The organism is Nocardiopsis terrae (assembly GCF_014651695.1).
Lineage (GTDB): Bacteria > Actinomycetota > Actinomycetes > Streptosporangiales > Streptosporangiaceae > Nocardiopsis > Nocardiopsis terrae.
Map to the genome: position 1 here is coordinate 128,157 of NZ_BMXJ01000003.1, position 17,332 is coordinate 145,488.

General features: G+C 70.6%; 15 protein-coding genes, 1 pseudogene and 1 CRISPR repeat array. Of the genes and pseudogenes, 7 read left to right on the top strand and 9 right to left on the bottom strand.

Going from position 1 to position 17,332, the window contains the following annotated elements:
* Positions 1–71 precede the first annotated feature (71 nt).
* From IE195_RS08410 to IE195_RS08425, 4 genes are read right to left on the bottom strand one after another with little or no spacing between them, the layout of a single operon-like run.
* Positions 72–1,508, bottom strand: coding sequence for an L-fucose/L-arabinose isomerase family protein (locus IE195_RS08410; RefSeq protein WP_191269303.1), 1,437 nt, complete (start codon positions 1,506–1,508; stop codon positions 72–74).
* Between the two features lie 9 nt (positions 1,509–1,517).
* Positions 1,518–2,210 (bottom strand): L-ribulose-5-phosphate 4-epimerase, encoded by a 693-nt coding sequence (locus tag IE195_RS08415; protein ID WP_191269305.1) that lies wholly within the window; start codon positions 2,208–2,210, stop codon positions 1,518–1,520.
* Complete coding sequence (gene araB, locus IE195_RS08420) at positions 2,207–3,880, bottom strand: ribulokinase (protein ID WP_191270450.1); 1,674 nt, start codon at positions 3,878–3,880, stop codon at positions 2,207–2,209. Before araB ends, IE195_RS08415 begins: the two co-directional genes overlap by 4 nt.
* A gap of 41 nt (positions 3,881–3,921) precedes the next feature.
* Positions 3,922–4,965 carry a LacI family DNA-binding transcriptional regulator gene (locus IE195_RS08425; protein WP_191269307.1) on the bottom strand — a complete coding sequence of 348 codons (1,044 nt, stop codon included), beginning with the start codon at positions 4,963–4,965 and terminating at the stop codon, positions 3,922–3,924.
* Between the two features lie 254 nt (positions 4,966–5,219).
* Between IE195_RS08425 and IE195_RS08430 the strand changes: the two genes are divergently transcribed.
* Both IE195_RS08430 and IE195_RS08435 read left to right on the top strand, forming a co-directional pair.
* A complete protein-coding gene (locus IE195_RS08430; RefSeq protein WP_191269310.1) occupies positions 5,220–7,400 on the top strand; it encodes an alpha-N-acetylglucosaminidase in 2,181 nt (726 codons plus the stop codon).
* 100 nt (positions 7,401–7,500) lie between these two features.
* On the top strand, positions 7,501–8,253 hold the full coding sequence (locus tag IE195_RS08435) for a class I SAM-dependent DNA methyltransferase (protein ID WP_191269312.1): 753 nt from the start codon (positions 7,501–7,503) through the stop codon (positions 8,251–8,253).
* 91 nt (positions 8,254–8,344) lie between these two features.
* Here the strand turns inward: IE195_RS08435 and IE195_RS08440 are convergent.
* Together IE195_RS08440 and IE195_RS08445 are read right to left on the bottom strand one after the other, a co-directional pair.
* Positions 8,345–9,430, bottom strand: a pseudogene (locus IE195_RS08440) (DUF3500 domain-containing protein); the annotation flags it as partial.
* 609 nt (positions 9,431–10,039) lie between these two features.
* A CRISPR array of direct repeats spans positions 10,040–10,678; the repeat unit is 29 nt; unit sequence GTGAGCCCCGCGCACGCGGGGATGGACCG.
* Between the two features lie 332 nt (positions 10,679–11,010).
* Entirely contained in the window at positions 11,011–11,586 is a 576-nt protein-coding gene (locus IE195_RS08445; RefSeq protein WP_191269316.1) for a hypothetical protein, read from the bottom strand.
* 167 nt (positions 11,587–11,753) lie between these two features.
* Here IE195_RS08445 and IE195_RS08450 point away from each other — a divergent pair, with 167 nt between their 5' ends.
* The gene (locus IE195_RS08450) at positions 11,754–12,059 is read left to right on the top strand and encodes a hypothetical protein (RefSeq protein ID WP_191269318.1); all 306 of its coding nucleotides are present in this window, start codon (positions 11,754–11,756) and stop codon (positions 12,057–12,059) included.
* Between the two features lie 35 nt (positions 12,060–12,094).
* On the opposite strand, the gene IE195_RS08455 is transcribed toward IE195_RS08450, so the two are convergent.
* Positions 12,095–12,307 (bottom strand): hypothetical protein, encoded by a 213-nt coding sequence (locus tag IE195_RS08455; protein WP_191269320.1) that lies wholly within the window; start codon positions 12,305–12,307, stop codon positions 12,095–12,097.
* A gap of 164 nt (positions 12,308–12,471) precedes the next feature.
* On the bottom strand, positions 12,472–12,954 hold the full coding sequence (locus IE195_RS08460) for an ATP-binding protein (RefSeq protein WP_191269322.1): 483 nt from the start codon (positions 12,952–12,954) through the stop codon (positions 12,472–12,474).
* A gap of 348 nt (positions 12,955–13,302) precedes the next feature.
* Between IE195_RS08460 and IE195_RS08465 the strand changes: the two genes are divergently transcribed.
* The 4 genes from IE195_RS08465 to IE195_RS08480 all read left to right on the top strand — a co-directional run bounded on the left by IE195_RS08465 (position 13,303) and on the right by IE195_RS08480 (position 16,130).
* A complete protein-coding gene (locus IE195_RS08465) occupies positions 13,303–14,112 on the top strand; it encodes a helix-turn-helix domain-containing protein (RefSeq protein WP_191269324.1) in 810 nt (269 codons plus the stop codon).
* Entirely contained in the window at positions 14,109–14,294 is a 186-nt protein-coding gene (locus tag IE195_RS08470) for a DUF397 domain-containing protein (protein WP_191269325.1), read from the top strand. The genes IE195_RS08465 and IE195_RS08470 overlap by 4 nt, the downstream gene beginning before the upstream one ends.
* A gap of 265 nt (positions 14,295–14,559) precedes the next feature.
* A complete protein-coding gene (locus IE195_RS08475; protein ID WP_191269328.1) occupies positions 14,560–15,147 on the top strand; it encodes a helix-turn-helix domain-containing protein in 588 nt (195 codons plus the stop codon).
* Positions 15,148–15,254: 107 nt separating this feature from the next.
* Positions 15,255–16,130, top strand: a complete 876-nt coding sequence (locus IE195_RS08480) for a class I SAM-dependent methyltransferase (protein WP_191269330.1) — start codon at positions 15,255–15,257, stop codon at positions 16,128–16,130.
* A gap of 291 nt (positions 16,131–16,421) precedes the next feature.
* Here the strand turns inward: IE195_RS08480 and IE195_RS08485 are convergent, their stop codons facing one another.
* Positions 16,422–17,249, bottom strand: a complete 828-nt coding sequence (locus tag IE195_RS08485) for a glycoside hydrolase family 16 protein (protein ID WP_191269332.1) — start codon at positions 17,247–17,249, stop codon at positions 16,422–16,424.
* Positions 17,250–17,332: the final 83 nt, after the last annotated feature.

Sequence of the window (17,332 nt, forward strand, 5' to 3'; positions counted from 1 at the left end):
GGGGGCGGGAGGGCCCGCTAGGGGCCCTCCCATGGGGGGTGGGTGCGCCGGGGCGCCTCAGGGCCGGTCGCTCAGACCGGGACGTACTCGATACCGGTGAGCTCGCACAGGACGCGCCAGTCCCGTGCCCGGTGGCCGGTGTTCATGACCATGTGGTGGGTGCCGCCCGCCCGCAGCCAGGCGTCCATGCAGCCACGGACGCCCGAGGACGGCCGGAACTGTCCGTAGGGCATCTCCAGGGCGGGCAGCTCGGGGGCGTCCAGGACCTCGCCCTCGGCCACGACCAGGCGGAACCGTTCCCCGCCCAGGGCCACCAGGGAGGCCAGGGTCGCCGCCCCCGTGCGGTAGCGGAACAGGATCGTGGGCGGGTCGTCCAGCCCGCCGATGCCCAGGGGCCTCTTGATGAGGCGGACCGGTTCGTCCTCGCGGGCGAGGCGCCAGTTGCCCTCGCCCATGTGGCTCATCAGGATCGAGTCCGAGGGGAAGTCCATCGCGTACATCTCGGTGAAGTGGCCGTCCCCGGCCAGTTGGTGCCCCGCGTAGACGACCGAGGCGGCCAGGACGTCCCCCTCCCCGGCGAACCCGTACCCCTGGGCCATGAGGGTGGAGGCGGCGGCCATCGGCAGCCGGGCGAAACGGCCGTCCTCCGCGATCGCGTCGAAGTGGGTGGAGTAGGCTCCGCAGCCCGAGTCCTCCAGCAGCCGTTCGATGCCCAGCTGCATACGCGCGTGGTCCTCGCGCTCCTCCTCGGACAGCTTCTCGTCCACGTCGAACGTTCCGTCCTCCCAGGAGATGAGGTCGCGCACCGCCTGTTCGGGCAGGTCGGCCATCGTGCGGTGCAGGGCCCCGGGCGCGATGACGTGGACCTCGGGGCCGAGCGCGCGCAGCAGGGCGGTCTCGTCCACCCGGGCGTCGCCCATCCCGTTCATCGGGTAGCCGAAGACCCCGACCCGCAGGCGGCGCAGCGAGCTGACCGTGCGCGCGGCCCGGGCCCAGCGGTCCACCTGTTCCGCGAAGTGCGGGTCCTGCCACTCGCCGGTGATGACCTCGAAGCGCGTACCTGCGCGCACCAGGGCGTTGGCGGTGTCCTGCGCACCGTGGATGCCCTGGTTGTAGGTCATGTCGTCCATGTCCCACTCGGCGGTCACCGCCGGGTCGGGCTGGATGTTGGCGAGCGCCACGGGCAGGCGCGACTCGGTGAGCGCCCGGGTGACGCGCAGCGAGGGGCCGTAGGTGAGCATGACGACGAGGACCCCGTCGAGGCCTTCGGTCTCGAAGTCGCGCATCGCCCGCTCGGCGTCCTGCCTGCCGCGCACCGGCCGGCTGACGGTCCACTCGGCGACACCGGACAGCTCCGCGGCCACCCGCTCGGCGTAGGCGGCCTGGTGTTCGGTGATACCGGGGATCATGGCGTCGTAGAGCGGCTGCATGACGCCGAGCAGGCCGATGCGCGGAAGGCGCGTTCGCACTGCGGGGTTCTCGCTCACCGGAGGGGTGGGTACTGGCACGGTGGTTCCTTACTGTCCGTAGACGTTCTGGTAGCGGTCGTGGAGGGCGTCGATGTGCTCCTGCGGCAGGCGCTGCACCGGACCGCCCTGGCGGGCGAAGTGAACGGTGCGCGCCACGTCCTCGCACATCACCGCGGCCTTGACCGCGGCCCTGGCGTCCCCGCCGATGGTGAACACGCCGTGGCCGCGCATGAGCACGGCCGGGGAGCGGTGGTCGCGCAGGGTCGCCACGACCCCCCGGCCGATGTCGTCGCCGCCGATGAGGGCGAACGGTCCCACCGGCACGTCCCCGCCGAACTCGTCGGCCATCGCGGTGACCGCGCAGGGGATCGCCTCCCCCCGGGCCGCCCAGGCGGTCGCGTAGGGGCTGTGGGTGTGGACGACGCCCCCCACGTCCGCGCGCTCCCGGTAGACGTAGGCGTGGGCCTCGGTGTCGCTGGAGGGGTTGTGCCGCCCCCGCACCCTTCGCCCGTGCAGGTCGCACACCACGATGTCCTCGGGGCGGAGGTCGTCGTAGGACACGCCGCTGGGCTTGATCACCATCAGGTCGGTGCCGGGTACCCGGGCCGAGACGTTGCCGCTGGTCCAGGTGACCAGGTTCCACCGGGGCAGTTCGGCGTGCAGGTCGCACACCTGCTCCCGCAGGCCCTCCACCTCCGTGCGGTGCTCGGCCAGCTGTTCCTCGGGCGTGCGTGTGCTCATCGTGCCCCCCGGGCGGTTCGGTCGGTCCTGGTCAGCGCCTCGTGGCGCAGGGCGCGCAGACGGTGGAGGCTGTCGCTGCCACCGCGGCCGAAGTGGTCGTGGAGTTCGGTGTAGACGGCGAAGAGGTCGTCGTAGGCGGCGGACCTGCCCGGATCGGGGCCCACGGTCGCCTCGCGGACCCGGCCCATGGCAGCGGACGCGGTGTGCACGTCGGGGTGGAACCCGGCGGCGACCGCCGCGTGGACGGCGGAGCCGACGGCGCAGCTGTGTTCGGTGTCGACCACGCGCAGGGGCCGGTTCAGCACGTCCGCGTAGACCTGCAGGACGAACGGGTTGCGGACCATCCCGCCCCCGATGGTGAGGTCGTGCACGGGGACGCCCGCGCCGGTGAAGGCCTCGATGATCGTGCGGGTGCCGAAGGCGGTGGCCTCGACCAGCGCCCGGTAGACCTCCTCGGGCCGGGTGGCCAGGGTCATCCCGACCAGCACCCCCGACAGTGCGTGGTCCACCAGCACCGAGCGGTTGCCGCTGTGCCAGTCCAGGGCGACCAGGCCGTGCTCGCCCACCGCCGCCCCGGCCGCCCGGTCCGAGAGCACCTCGTGCACGGACAGGCCCCGTTCGGCGGCCTCCTCGTGGTAGGCGGGCGGAACGTGGGTGTTCGCGAACCAGCCGAAGATGTCGCCGACCCCGCTCTGCCCGGCCTCGTAGCCCCACATCCCCGGGGTGATGCCGCCCAGGGCCAGCCCGCACATGCCGGGCACCTCCGCCAGGACGTCGGAGTTCATGACGTGGCAGGTGCTGGTGCCCATGATCGCGAGCATGCGGCCGGGCTCCGTGGTCCGGGCGGTGGCGGCGGTGACGTGGGCGTCGATGTTGCCGACGGCGACGGGGACGCCCGCGGGCAGCCCGGTCCACTCGGCGGCCCGGCCGGTGAGGGCGCCCGCGCGCTCGCCCAGCTGGGAGAGGGGGTGGTCGAGTTTGTCCTGGGCGAAGGTGGCGAAGCGGGGGTCGAGGGCGGCCTGGAAGTCCTTCGACGGCCACCGTCCGTCCTGGTACAGGCCCTTGTACCCGGCCGTCGCGACGTTGCGGGTCTCGTGTCCGCACAGCTGCCAGACGATCCAGTCCGCGGCCTCGATCCAGCGCTCGGTGCGTTCGTAGACCTCGGGGTCCTCGCGCAGGACCTGGAGGGCCTTGGCGAACTGCCACTCGGAGGAGATCCGCCCGCCGTAGCGGGGCAGCCACTCCTCGCCGCGCTCGGCGGCCAGCGCGTTGATCTCGTCGGCCTCGGGCTGGGCCGCGTGGTGGCGCCACAGCTTGGGCCAGGCGTGCGGGCGGTCCCGTAGGTCGTCGAGCTGGCACAGCGGTGTGCCGTCGGCCGTGACCGGCAGGACGGTGCAGGCGGTGAAGTCGGTACCGATCCCGATGACCCGTTCCGGTCCTACCGCGGCCCTGCGCAGCGCCTCGGGCACGGCGCTGCGCAGTACCTCCCGGTAGTCCTCGGGGTGCTGGAGCGCGGTCTCCGGCGCCAGCGGTTCGTCCCGGCCGGGGAGCCGGTCGGTGATGACCCCGTGCCGGTAGGCGTACTCGGCCGAGCCGAGTTCCGTGCCGTCGGCCGCCCGGACCACGACGGCGCGGCCGGAGAGGGTGCCGAAGTCGATCCCGATGACCACAGCGTCCTCAGCCGAACCTGTGTTGGCGCTAACATCGTCTGTCAAGAGGTTTCCTTTCGGGGGTTGTCCCGGACGTCGGGGGCGGGCGCGGGGCCGCTGCTGCCCCGGGGCAGCAGGCGGGCCGGGACCATCCGGCGCAGATCCGCCCGCGGGGCGGTGTCGGCGCCGCCGACCTGCTGGAGCAACAGGGACAGGCTCTCCTGCCCCACCCTGGCGAAGTCCTGCCGGACGGTGGTCAGTGCGGGGGAGAGGAACTCGGCCTCGGGTACGTCGTCGAAGCCGACCACGCTGACATCGCCGGGCACGTCCAGACGTGCTTCGCCCAGGGCGCGCAGGACACCGACGGCCATCTGGTCGTTGCCCACGAAGACCGCGGTGACCGGCTCGCCGGCGGCCCGGCGGGCCAGCAGGGCCCTGCCCTGCTCGTAGCCGGAGCGGGGGCTCCAGTCCCCGTGCAGGGTCGCGGGGGCCGGGGCGCCCGCACCGGCGAGCGCCCGCCGCCACCCGGCCAGACGTGCCCGCGACTGCGGCCACAGCGGGTTGCCCTCGATGTGGTGGACGGTCCTGTGGCCGAGTCCGAGCAGGTGTTCCACGGCCTCGGCCGCCCCCTGGGCCTGGTCCACGCAGACCACGGGCAGCCCCCAGTCCTCGCCGCCCTCCACCATCACCAGAGGCCGGGGGGCGTCCGGCGCGGTCAGCCGTTCCGCCAGCCGGCGCTGGGGGGTGATGGCCACGCAGCCCTCCACCGACTGCTGGATCAGGTGGTCCACCGCCTCGGCGGCACTGTCCCGCGAGGTGTGGTCGAGGCTGACCACGGTGAGGAAGTAGCCCGCCTCGCGGGCGGCCCGCTCGATGCCGACCAGGGTCTGGGCGGGCCCGTACAGCGCGGTTTCGGAGGCGATGACCCCCAGCACGTTGGTCCTGCTGGTGGCGAGGGCGCGCGCGGTGGAGTTGCGGCGGTAGCCGGTCTCCTCGATCGCCCGGCGCACGCGCTCGACCGTCGCCGCGCGCACGTTGGGGTGGCCGTTGACGACCCGGGAGACCGTCTGGTGGGAGACGCCGGCGAGCCGGGCGACGTCGGCCATGACGGGGGCGCGGTTCTTGGGCTGGGATGTCAGAACGAAACAACCCCTTCGGGAGGATCGCAGGCGGGGGGTGTGACCTGGCCAACATTGTTGGCGCTAACATCCGGAGAAGTCAACCCCCCGGAGGATCGGGATTCCGTCCGTCCTGACCGGGCGGACCACCCGGTCAGCGCCCGCGCCGCGCCCCGCAGGGGGTGCGGCGCCGGAGCGCCGGGTACGCCGGGGGAGGAGACGCCCCGGACCCAGGAGAGCGGATGACCCACACCGACAACGTGTCCGACAGCGCCCGGCACCCGCACTGGGCGGCGGCGGTCCTCGGACTGGCCGAGAGGATCCTCGGACCGGCGCACCCGCCGATCGCCCTGCACGAGTACCCGGCCCCCGAACGGTCCTTCGAGTACCGTGCCGACGCCGGAACGCTCACGGTCCGCGCGACCGACGCCGTCGCGGCGGCCGTGGGGCTGCACACCTACCTGAGGCAGGTCTGCGCCGTCACCGTGGACTGGGACGCCCGGCTCCCACTGCCGGTCCCCGCCTTCCCCGACACCCCGCCAGCACACCGCACCGCCGAGGTCGACCAGGTCTACTACCTCAACTTCTGCACCACCGGTTACACCTCCCCCTACTGGGGGTGGGACGAGTGGGAGCGCGAGACTGACTGGATGGCGCTGCACGGCGTCACCACGCCCCTGACCGCGGTGGGCCACGAGGCCGTCCTACGCGACGCCTACACCCGGCTGGGACTGAGCGACGACCAGGCGCGCGCGTTCATCGGCGGACCCGGCTACCTGCCCTGGCACCACATGGGCAACCTCGACCACTTCGCCGGACCGCTCCCGGCCTCGTGGGCCGACACCCACCTGGAACTGGGCAGACGCATCCTGGAACGCCAACGCTCCCTCGGCATGACCCCGGTTCTGCCGGGCTTCACCGGACACGTCCCGCCCGCACTGGCCCCGGCCGGGCCAGGCGGCCGGACCAGGACCCGGACCTGGCAGGGGCTGGTCACGCACGTACTCGACCCCGCAGACCCCCTGTACGCGGACGTCGGCGCCCGGATCACCCGCAGCCAGCGAGAACTCCTGGGGACCGACCACCTGTACGCGATCGACCCCTTCATCGAGATGGTCCCGGTCGACGCCGACCCCTCCTTCCCCGCGGCGATCGCCGCGGCCACCCTGGAAGGGCTCACCCGGGCCGACCCCGAGGCCGTGTGGACCATGCAGAGCTGGCCCTTCTCCTACCAGCGCTCCTTCTGGAGCGACGAACGGGTCACCGCCTTCCTCGACGCCATCCCCGACGAACGGCTCCTCCTGCTCGACCTGTTCGCCGAGCGCGAACCCCAGTGGACCCGCTTCGACTCCTTCGGCGACAAGACCTGGATATGGTGCGCCCTGCTCAACTTCGGCGGCCGCACCGACCCCATGGCCGACCTCCAGGGCACCCTGGACCGGGTCAACGCCGCCAAGGCGGCCCGTAACCGCCCCGCCGGGATCGGCCTGGCCATGGAGGCCACCCGCAACAACCCCGCCTTCTTCGACCTGGTCATCGACCAGGCCTGGACCCGCACCGAACGGGTGGAACGCGACTGGCTGCCCGGTTTCGTCGAACGCCGCTACGGCCGGGGACACGATCCCTCGCTCCTGGAGGCCTGGCGAGGGCTGCTCGCCACCGTCCACGCGGTCCCCGACACCTTCCGCCACCCGGCCGACCAGCACGGGGTCCTGGGTCAGCGGCCCCACTACCGGGACCTGGCCGACCCCGGAGAACTGCGAGCCCGGGTCGCCGCCCGGGTCTGGTACGCGTGGCCGGACCTCCTCCGCGCCTGGGAGCGCCTGGTCGGTGCGGCCGAGAACACCCCGGGACTCGCCGACGGTCCCCTGGGACGGGACCTGGCGGACGTGGCCATGGCGGTCCTGCTACGGGTCGCCGACCACCGTTACCTGGAGCTGGTCGAGGGCGTCGCCCGGGAGGGGACCGTCCCGCAGGAGGAACTGGCCGACTTCCTGGCCGTGTTCGACCACCTCGACGCGCTCCTGGCCACCCGCCCCGAGTACACCTACCGGAACTGGGAGGACCAGGCCGCCTCCTGGGCCGCCGGGGAGGAGGACCGCCGGGTGCTGCTCGACAACGCCCGCCGGATCCTCACCGTGTGGACCGTGCCCGGCGACGGCCAGCTCGACGACTACGCCAGCCGCATGTGGGCGGGGCTGGTCGGCGACTACTACCGTTCCCGCTGGCAGCTGTGGGCCCGGGAGCTGGGATCGGCCGCGAGCGACCCTGCCGGGGTCGCGGCGCGGCTGGACCGCGCCCTGCTCGAACGCGAGGAGGAGTTCCTGGCCCGCGGTGTGCCGGACCCGCCGCAGGAGAGCGGGGATGTGGTGGCCCGTTCACGGGCACTCCTGGACCGTTACGGCCGCACGGAACGCCCCTGACCCCTCCCTGACCGCCCCGCCGCACGATCCGGCCCGGGCGGCGGGTCTCCTCCCGGAAAACCCGTGGCGGCGTGCGCGGGCCCCGGGCTACGTTGCCCGGATGAGCGACACCGATTCGACCCGGGTCTGGGACACCGAGACGGCGGCCCGCTACGACACTCCCGGCGAGGGGATGCTCGCCCCGGAGGCGCTCGACCCCTGCGTGGACCGGCTGGCCGAACTCGCCGGTGACGGCGCCGCCCTCGAATTCGCCGTCGGTACCGGACGCGTCGCGGTGCCGCTGGCCGCGCGGGGCGTACCCGTCACCGGAATCGAGCTGTCCGAGGCGATGGTCGCCCAGCTGCGCACCAAGGCGGACGAGGCCGCGCTGCCCGTGGTGGTCGGCGACATGGCCACCGCCACGGTGCCGGGCGAGTTCGCCCTGGTCTACCTCGTCTACAACACGATCTCCAACCTGCTCACCCAACAGGAACAGGTCGAGTGCTTCCGTAACGCGGCCGGGCACCTGGCCCCCGGAGGGCGCTTCGTCGTGGAACTGGGGGTGCCCGAACTGCGGCGCCTACCGCCCGGCCAGGAGGGGCTACTGTTCACCGCGGACCCCGGCTACATCGGTGCGGACACCTACGACGTGGTCAATCAGCACCTGGTCTCGCACCACTTCCTGTTCGGCGAGGGGCGCCAGGCGCGGGTGTTCCGGGTGAAACAGCGGTACGCCTGGCCGAGCGAGCTCGACCTCATGGCCCGCATCGCAGGCTTCGAGCTGGAGTCCCGGCACGCCGACTGGCAGGGGGCCGAGTTCACCGGCGACTCCCGTTCGCACGTGTCCGTCTACCGGCTGCCCGCATCGGGATGACGCCCGGCCCGCCCCGGTCCCGCGGGGCGGGAAGACGGACGCCCTCCCCGCGCCCCGGTCGCGGGGAGGGCGTACCCGGGGTGCGGCCGGGTCAGTCGTCCCAGCCGTAGTCGGCGTTCTGGTCGCGGAACATCGTGTGTTCGTGCACCTTGGACGTCTCCACCCCGGGCTGGTTGGAGAACTCGATCCAGGCCGAGGGGCCGTCCAGTCGGATGTAGGTCTCCACGTCGTCGGCGCCGGTGGACCCGCTCCACGACAGGTAGGTCTGGTGGTACTCGGACACGTACTGCTCGACGAGCGCCTCGGCGGCCTCCTCGTCCAGGTCACCGACCCAGGCGCGCAGCATCGCGGTCACCTGGTCCTGCTGCTCCTGGCTCAGGTCGCTGACCAGGAGGCCCTCCTCCTCGGGGAAAGGCCCGCCCTCGCCCGGGCCCAGCACCAGGTCGTTGGAGGAGTTGTCGATCTCGGCCTCGGCGAGCTGCTCCTGGTCCAGGGACCTGACCGCGCCCAGTGCGGCCTCGCGCTTGTCCGCCAGGGGCTCGTACGACTCGCCCCGGTAGTCGAACTCCAGAGGTTCGGTGCCGGTCAGTGACGGCGACAGGGTCACGTCGTCGCCCGAGTAGGTGATGTTGTAGGCGAGGTGGTGCCCGCCGTACTGCACCATGAAGGAGTCGGTCTCGCTGGGCTCGCCGAAGAACGACAGGTAGTACTGGTCCTCGCCGAAGCTCAGCTCACCCGGGGCGCCTCCGCCGGGACCCCCGCCCTCCTCGGGAGACTCTCCCTTACCGTCGGGCGCCTCCGAGGGCGGCCCTCCCTCCCCGTCGTCCGAGGGAGCGGCGTCCTCGCCCTCCTCGCCCCGCTGCTCCTGTCCGTCCTGTCCCTGGGGGCCGTCGGTGTCGCTCTGGTCCTGGTTCTCGTCGAGGTAGCCGTCGGCCGCCTGGATGGCGAGCAGTTCGTCGTAGCCCTGTTCGCTCAGCGCGGCCTCCATGACCGCGAGCGCGGCCTCCTTCTGCTCCTCGTCCAGGTCCGCGAGGGAGATGCCGTTGCGTTCGACGAACGTCGTCGGGAAGTTGGACCACCCGGTCGTCCTGGCCTCGTCGTCGTAGTCCAGGACCACCGTCTCGCGCTGTTCCTCGGAGAGGGTGTCCAGGAAGGCCTCGGCGGCGGCCACCACCTCGGCGGTGTTGGCGTTGCCGGTGCGGCTGTCCGCCTCGCTCACGTCCGACGCCTCCGAGCCGGAGTCGCCGGTGGCGGCCCCCGCGCCGGTGGCGCAGCCCACGAGGCCGATCACCATCCCCAGGGCCGCGGCCGAAAGCGTGAGGGAACGGAGCCGGCGGGACGGCGGGAGGGGGAGTCGTCGTGGTGGCGCATGTGTGTCCTCGTTCCGGTGGGTTCTCGGTCGCCCCCACCATGGATGACCAGGGTGAACCCCGGTTCGGTTGCGGGTGAGGGCAGCGTGAGAACCCGGTTTGTGTACCGGTGTCTTCGGCGCGGGTACGGGCGGAACGGCTCTGTCAGCTTTTCTCTCCTCGTACCTGGCCAGCTTCTTCGTCTTGCTGTGGCCCCAGAGCTGATAGCTGCCGCTTTGGTTTCGTGGGGGAGATATTCCAGGCCACTGCCCTGTACACCTCTGTTGCCTCCCGGGCAGGGCGGAGGTCAGGGCAGGGTGACAAGCTGTCCTGGCAGGCCCCGGGGGATGTGGGAGCATGGGTGGCCCAGGTTCTGGTGTGAGCCATTCGGAAGGTTAAGCGGAGATAACGGCTCGCGTCTTCGCAGGTCATTAACTGTGAGCCCCGCGCACGCGGGGATGGACCGCAGATGTACTCCGGGTTCCTCGGAGGGCTGCTGTGAGCCCCGCGCACGCGGGGATGGACCGCACCCCGGAGCGGACTGGACATCCGGTACGCCGTGAGCCCCGCGCACGCGGGGATGGACCGTCCAACACGGAGGTCAAGCTCTCGCCCACGGAGTGAGCCCCGCGCACGCGGGGATGGACCGGAGGACTCGAAGGAGGAGAAGCCCAAGGAGGAGTGAGCCCCGCGCACGCGGGGATGGACCGAGAAACCCCTGTGATCACCTTCGGAACCTACTGTGAGCCCCGCGCACGCGGGGATGGACCGAGAAACCCCTGTGATCACCTTCGGAACCTACTGTGAGCCCCGCGCACGCGGGGATGGACCGATGTGGTCCTTCGTGGCGGGGTTGGTCACCACGTGAGCCCCGCGCACGCGGGGATGGACCGGTCGTGGCCCGGATCCCGTTCTTGTAGGCACTGTGAGCCCCGCGCACGCGGGGATGGACCGGGCGTGTACCCCGAGGCGGGTGTGCAGATGTCGTGAGCCCCGCGCACGCGGGGATGGACCGCGTCTTTTACGGCAACGCGGCACCCGACTGCAGTGAGCCCCGCGCACGCGGGGATAAACCGCCAACGCCATCCGCTAGGACCTCTACCCGAAACACGCGCACATACAGCGCTGCCCCACGATCACCGTGCGCATGTCCAGTGCTGATTGGGACTGCGGCTGCTCATCGGAGTGCACGCACGGCGACCAGTTCGAGATCCACGCTCTCACCGAGTGCGGATACAGGACCGCGTTCTCCTGGCGGGCCATGTAGCTGTGGTGACCTGCCCGCCGTGATCGACGTCCTGGACTCCTATCGTGAAGGGCCCGACTGCGCGTACTGGCGGGGCGGCGACGAGTTGACCTGACCCCGCACAAGACGACGCCCGCGGCCAGCAGTGCCGCCATGCACGAGCTAGGGGATCTCCACCACAGCCATTTCCGGAGCCTCCTCGGCGGTCAGGCTGAGCACGGCCAGCTCGGTGCCCTCGGGTACGTCGAACACCACCTCGTACTCCGAGGTGTTGCCCGGGTTGGTCTCGTCCGAGAACGAGCAGATGTCCCCCTCCAGGGAGTACTCGGTGCCGTTCGGGGCGTAGGCGTACACCCCCGTCCAGGAGTCCGTGGGCGGGTAGGCCGGCGACGTGCCGACGTTCTCTGCGGAGATGGTCAGCACGTGATACTCGCCCGTGGCGGTGTACCGCTCGCCGCACGGCTCGTCGTTGTAGGTGTCCGATGTGCGCGAGTCGGTCACCTCGTAGGTGAACACACCATCCGTCGGCTCACCCGACGGCGGGGCGGCCGGCGTGGTCGGGGCCTCTTCTGCCTCGTACTCCTCCATGTCCTCGTCGAAGTCAGCTTCGATATCCTCGAACGCGGACTCGAATTGGGTGCGGATGTAGGCCTGGTTGCCGAACCATCCAGCGGTGAAGCCGATGAGCAACGCCACCACGGCGGCCGTGGCAGTCGCAATCCAGCCAGTCTTGTTCACAGGAGTCTCCTTACAGGGAGCGGGTAAGCAACCGGCATGGGAACGGGGTCGCAGAACCCTAACCCGGGGAGATGGGCGGGCGGGGCTGTTTCTGCAGATCATCCTGCAGCCGTTTCCAGCCACAGCCTTGGCCGTGGGGTGACCCGCGCCGGAGACGGTCCGTCAGCATGGAAGGCGTGGTGAAGAGGCCGCCCTTTCACTTCGAGGACAACGAGATTCCCAGTGTGGAAGCACGTGGACAACTCCAAGAGTTCCCCACGTATCCGATAATGGGCAGACGCAGCCGCGCTGCCTTTGTATTGGATGCTGAGAGAGTGCACCACGTCATCCACGGATGCCTGCACAAAATGAGTGATGATCAGCTCGTAGTCCATCGGGAGGAGATGGTGGACGAGGGCGGGCAGCAGTTCGGCGAAGTGTTGGCGGTACATCCCAGACGGTTCGATGGTCTGATCAATGTGGTGGATGAGTAGCTGAGGACCAGGTGGAACGTAGGGAGAGACCAGTCTCACTCCTTCGCTGACACGGTGGGGCGGGGGCAGGCGGTCGCGAGTGAGCGTTCCAGCAGCCGCTCGCGCAGTTCCGAAACCACCGTGGAAACGTTGGGGATCTCCCACCGCTTCGTGAAGTCGCTCCGCTTCTCTCGCACGGCCTGCTCCCACATGAGCAGTGACAGGTCGTGTGTCTCCCCGTCGACGTAGAGCCGCACGATCTCCGCCACACCGGTGCCTGGTTCGACGGTTATGCCAACACCGCACCCGAACCACCCACCCCCGCGTTGCCAGATCGGCCCGGTCGAACGCCCCGCACAGTTCGCCGGCGCGCTCAGGGCACTCCCTGAAATGCCCTGACCACCGGTCCAGCTCGGCGTGGCCCCCGGTTGTCTCATCCGGGGGCCATCCCGAGGGCGGTCAGGTCGAACACGACCTGCACGGTGGTGGCGCGGATACGGGCGCCGTCCCAGTCCCAGGAGAAGTCCCAGTACACCGACAGTCTCTCGACGAGGGCCAGCCCACTTCCGGGGGCCCGCTTCTCCAGGCGGGGATAGGCGATGCTGTCCTCCTGCAGGGGGCCGTCGTCGGTGACGTACAGGTGGGGGAGCAGGGGCCGGGTCCGGTCCAGCACGATCCGGACGGTGCCGCCGGGCAGCCCGGAGCGGCTGTGGTGGTGGGCGTTTCCGGCCAGGATGCGGGCGACCCGGATCAGTCGGGTGGCGTGGCCGGGTGTGACGGTGTGGAACCAGTCGGCCAGGACCGTGTACTCGCGGTGGTGGCCGAGGAGGATGCCGTGTCGGTGGGGGTGGTCCAGCCGGAGGCGGCGCGGGAGTCCGGTCCCCGGTGTTTGGGGGCGTGCCTCGATATCCTGCATGCGTCTTCACCTCAGGTGGTTCGGGGTGGGGCCACAGCCCCGGGCGACCGCTCTCCACTTCGGTCACCGGGGCTTTTCCTGTCCGGCGGTCGGACCGCCCGGGCGCGGGCGGGGCGCTCTGCTGCGGCCGTCCCCCTGTGCCCCGGTGCGGCGGCCGATCGTTTCGACCCCCGCCGACTGCTGGCCTCGCACCGGGGAGGTGCTCCCCGTGGCGGTACCGACACCCTCAGGTGTCGGTACGGACTCTTCCACCGTGTCCGCGGCTTGGTCCATATTCATCGCCCAGAACGTTCGTATTTGTATGCTGAGCTATTCAAACTGATAGACCGGCGATATTGGCGGTGAGGCGTGGGATCAAGCGATGCTGCACGGGAACGTTTCGGTAAGCTGCTCAAGAAGTACCGAGGTCAGTCGGGTCTCACCCAGCAGGAACTCGCCAAGGCCGCCGTCATCGCCCAGAGCACCGTCAGTGACCTGGAATCAGGGAAGAAAGGGACGCGGCGCGAACAAGTAGAACGAATCGACAACGCTCTTATCGCCAACGGGGTTCTGCTCAACGCCTGGGAGGCGGCCTTCTCGTCCACGGGCATGATCGGTTACTTCCGAGAGGTCGCCGAAGACGAGCAGGTCGCCATCGAGATCCGCGAGTACGCTCTCGGGCTTGTGCCCGGTCTCGTGCAGGTTGAGCGGTATGCTCGTGTTATCAGCCAAATCGCGTCCCCTTATACGCCTCCCGGGCAGATTGAGAAGATCGTCCAGGCGAGGATCTACCGGCAGCAGATTCTGGAAAGCGACCATCCGCCGAAAATGACCGTTCTTCTGGACGAATCGGTCCTGCTGCGCAGGTTCTCCGACCCCGCGGTCATGCCCGAGCAGATCAGCCATCTGCTGGAATTGACTTACCGCCCCCGCGTCACCATCCAGGTCATCCCCGAGGACACCGAGGACCATGTGGGCCTGAGCGGTTCATTTAGGCTGAGTACCGCCCCTGACAGCAACCCCTTCGTCTACGTCGAGGGCCAGAAGACGGGCATGACCCTCAAGGAACCCGAGATCGTGGCAAGCTACGAGCGGACATTCGCGGACCTGCGAAGCTCAGCTCTGCCGGTGCCCGCGTCCCGATCCCGGATGGAAGAGATACGAGGCAGCATCACATGATCACCGACGGTTGGAAGAAGTCCAGCTACAGCAACGGTGAGGGCGGCAACTGTGTGGAGGCGCGCGGCGATATCGCTGATGTCCGTGTCCTCGTGCGTGACACGCAGAACCGTGCCCTGGGCCACCTGGAGATGCCCAACGAAGAATGGACGGCGTTCCTCGCCACCGCGGGGCGCACCTAGCGTTGTCGCCGCAGGGTGAACCGGACCCCGCCAGAGGAGTTGGCGGGGTCCGTCTCCATGTCGGCCCGATCAGGCTATCCGCACCGGTGAGAACACCGCCAGGGCCAAAGGCCCCGGGACCGACCGGCCGGACGCCCGGAATCGGACAGGCTCGTCTGCACCGGGTTCTCGGCCCCGACCGGGTAACTGCTGAGTGTGGACCCCGGCCGGTCCAGTCGGACGCGAGGCCGCCCCCGCCTCGCACGAAGGGCGTAGCATCCTGCTCATGACGCGAGAAGACGGCGACGTGGACGGCCTGGTGCGCAAACGCCTCCGCGCCCTGCGGGTGGCCCAGGGCTGGTCCCTGGAGGAGTTGGCCGAACGCACCCACCTGAGCCAGTCCACGCTCAGCCGCATCGAGAACGGTCAGCGGCGCCTGGCCCTGGACAGTCTCGTGACTCTCGCCCGCGCGTTGGACACCACCCTGGACCAGCTTGTCGAGACCGCCTCCGACGACGTCGTCATCAGTCCGATGGTCGACGGCGCCCACGGTCTGATGCGCTGGCCCATCAAGGCCGATCCCGGGATGACCGTCATGCGGCAACGGCTCACCGAGCCGCCGCCTGACAACCCCGCGCGAATGCGGGCGCACCCGGGAAGGGAGTGGCTGGTGGTCCTCTCCGGCACCGCGGTCCTCATGCTGGGCCACCGGCGTTTCCGGGTCGGGACGAACCAGGCCGCCGAGTTCCCGACGATGCTGCCGCACGCCATCGGGGCCGAGGGCGGACCCTGCGAGATCCTGGGGATCTTCGACCGGGACGCGCGCCGCGGGCACCATCGGGGTGGGGGAGAGGCCGAAGGCACCCCTTCGTGACCTCCCGCGACCGTCGCTCTTGCGTGTGCGGCAGTGAGCACGGCCATTGTCTTGCATTTGGCGAAAGATCCTGTGCTATACGCGCATAACGCGTCTAGCGTGGCCGTATGAACCACACACACCAGGACACGCCCCGCCCCGACGTGCGGCACGGACACCGTCACCACGAGGCCGTCGACTCCCAGACGGAGATCCTCGACCTGGACGCGGAGGTCGTCACCGAGTACACCGACGCCATCACCGCCTGGCTGCCCCTGCGGACCGCTCCGCGCGAGATCGTCGACCTGGGTTGCGGAACCGGAGCCGGGACCTTCGCGCTCCTGGCACGCTTCCCGCAGGCACACGTCACCGCCGTCGACTCCTCGGACGAGCACCTTCAGCGCCTGCGGGAGAGGGCCCGTGCCGAGGGGCTGCAGGAGCGCGTGCGCACCGTGCGGGCCGACCTCGACCAGGAAGAATGGCCCGATCTCGGCACACCGGACCTGGTGTGGGCCTCGGCCTCGATGCACCACATGGCCGAGCCCGACCGCGCCCTGCGCAAGGTGCACGGCCTGCTCGCGCCCGGCGGCCTCTTCGCGGTGGTGGAACTGGCCGGTTTCCCGCGTTTCCTGCCCGAGGGCGCCCCGGAGGAGCGGCCCGGTCTGGAGGAGCGCTGCCACGCCGCGAGTGACCGGATGCATGCCGCGCAGGTGTCCCACCGCGGTGCCGACTGGGGGCCGAAGCTGGTCACCGCCGGGTTCACCCTCCAGGGCGAACGCACGGTCGCCGTGCGCGTGGAGGGTGCGGGGAACGCGTCGGTCGGCGCGTACGCCCTCAGTGGCCTGCGGCGTATCCGGCACGGCGTCGCCCACACACTGTCCGCCGAGGACCTCGCCGCGCTGGACCGGCTGCTCGACACCGGGGGTCCGCACAGCCTCCTGGGCCGCGCGGACCTGGTCATGCGGACCGAGCGCTCTGTCTGGGCTGCTCGACGCGAGAACTGAATCCAGGCCCCTCCGTGTCCCTCCGCGTCCGGCCGGGCACGGAGGGAGTCGACGCCGTCCGGGACAGCGGGGGCGTCGGGCCGACGGGGACGGCCGGCGGAGGTGGCGAACATTCTGTGGGGTGTGGACCGAACGGGGGCGGGACCGTTGGTCCACCGGCTCCGGTTCCGGTGGAACGGCTGAGGCTGGAACCACGCACGCGGGGCGCCCCGCAGGCGGTGACGGCCCGGGGGCGGTGGGCGCGGGCGCCCGTGGCGGCGGGGGTGTTCGGCCGAACACCCCCGCCTGTGCTCAGTCCAGCGAGTACACGCGGACGTAGTCGACCCGCATCTCCTGCGGGAACTGGGTGCTCCCGTCCGGGTAGCCGGGCCAGTTACCGCCCACGGCGACGTTGAGGATCATGAAGAACGGCTGGTCGTACACCCACGGGTTCCCCCCGGTGTCCTGCCAGGTGTAGGTCTGGTAGGCGTTGCCGTCCACCGACCAGGTCACCGAGCCCGGCCGCCAGTCCACGGAGAAGACGTGGAAGGTGTCGGCGAAGGACCACGCCTGCGGGTGCATGTACGAGCCGGTCAGGGGGTTGCCGCCGGAGTATCCGGGCCCGTGGAGGCTGCCGTGCACCAGGTGGGGCTCACGCCCGATGTTCTCCATGATGTCGATCTCGCCGGAGTGCGGCCAGGGGGTCTGCGGGAAGTCCGAGCCCAGCATCCAGAAGGCGGGCCAGATGCCCTGGCCGCGCGGGATCTGGATGCGTGCCTCGATCCGGCCGTACTGGGGTTGGACCTTGTTCTGGGTGGTCATCCGGGCGGAGGTGTAGGAACCGTCCGCTTCCTGGCGGGCGGTGATCACCAGGTTGCCGTTGCCGTCCAGGGCGGAGTTGGCCCGGCTGTCGGTGTAGTTCTGGAGCTCGTTGTTTCCCCAGCCGTGGTTTCCGGTCTCGTGGTTCCAGTTGGCGGGGTCGGGGGCGGCTCCGGGCGGTCCGTCGAACTCGTCCGACCAGACGAGCGCCGCCGCGGCGGCGGACGCGTCCGGTGCCGTCGCCTCGGCGGAGGCGGTCCCGGGGGAGAGGAGGGCGGCCGCGGTGAGCAGGACCGCGGTCGCGGAGGTCAGGGTGCGCATGGCGTGCTCCGGGGGGAGTTGCGGGCGGAGTCGGGTTCCCTGCGGGTCACTTCAGCGGTGTGTTCCGAGTCGGTGACCCCTGG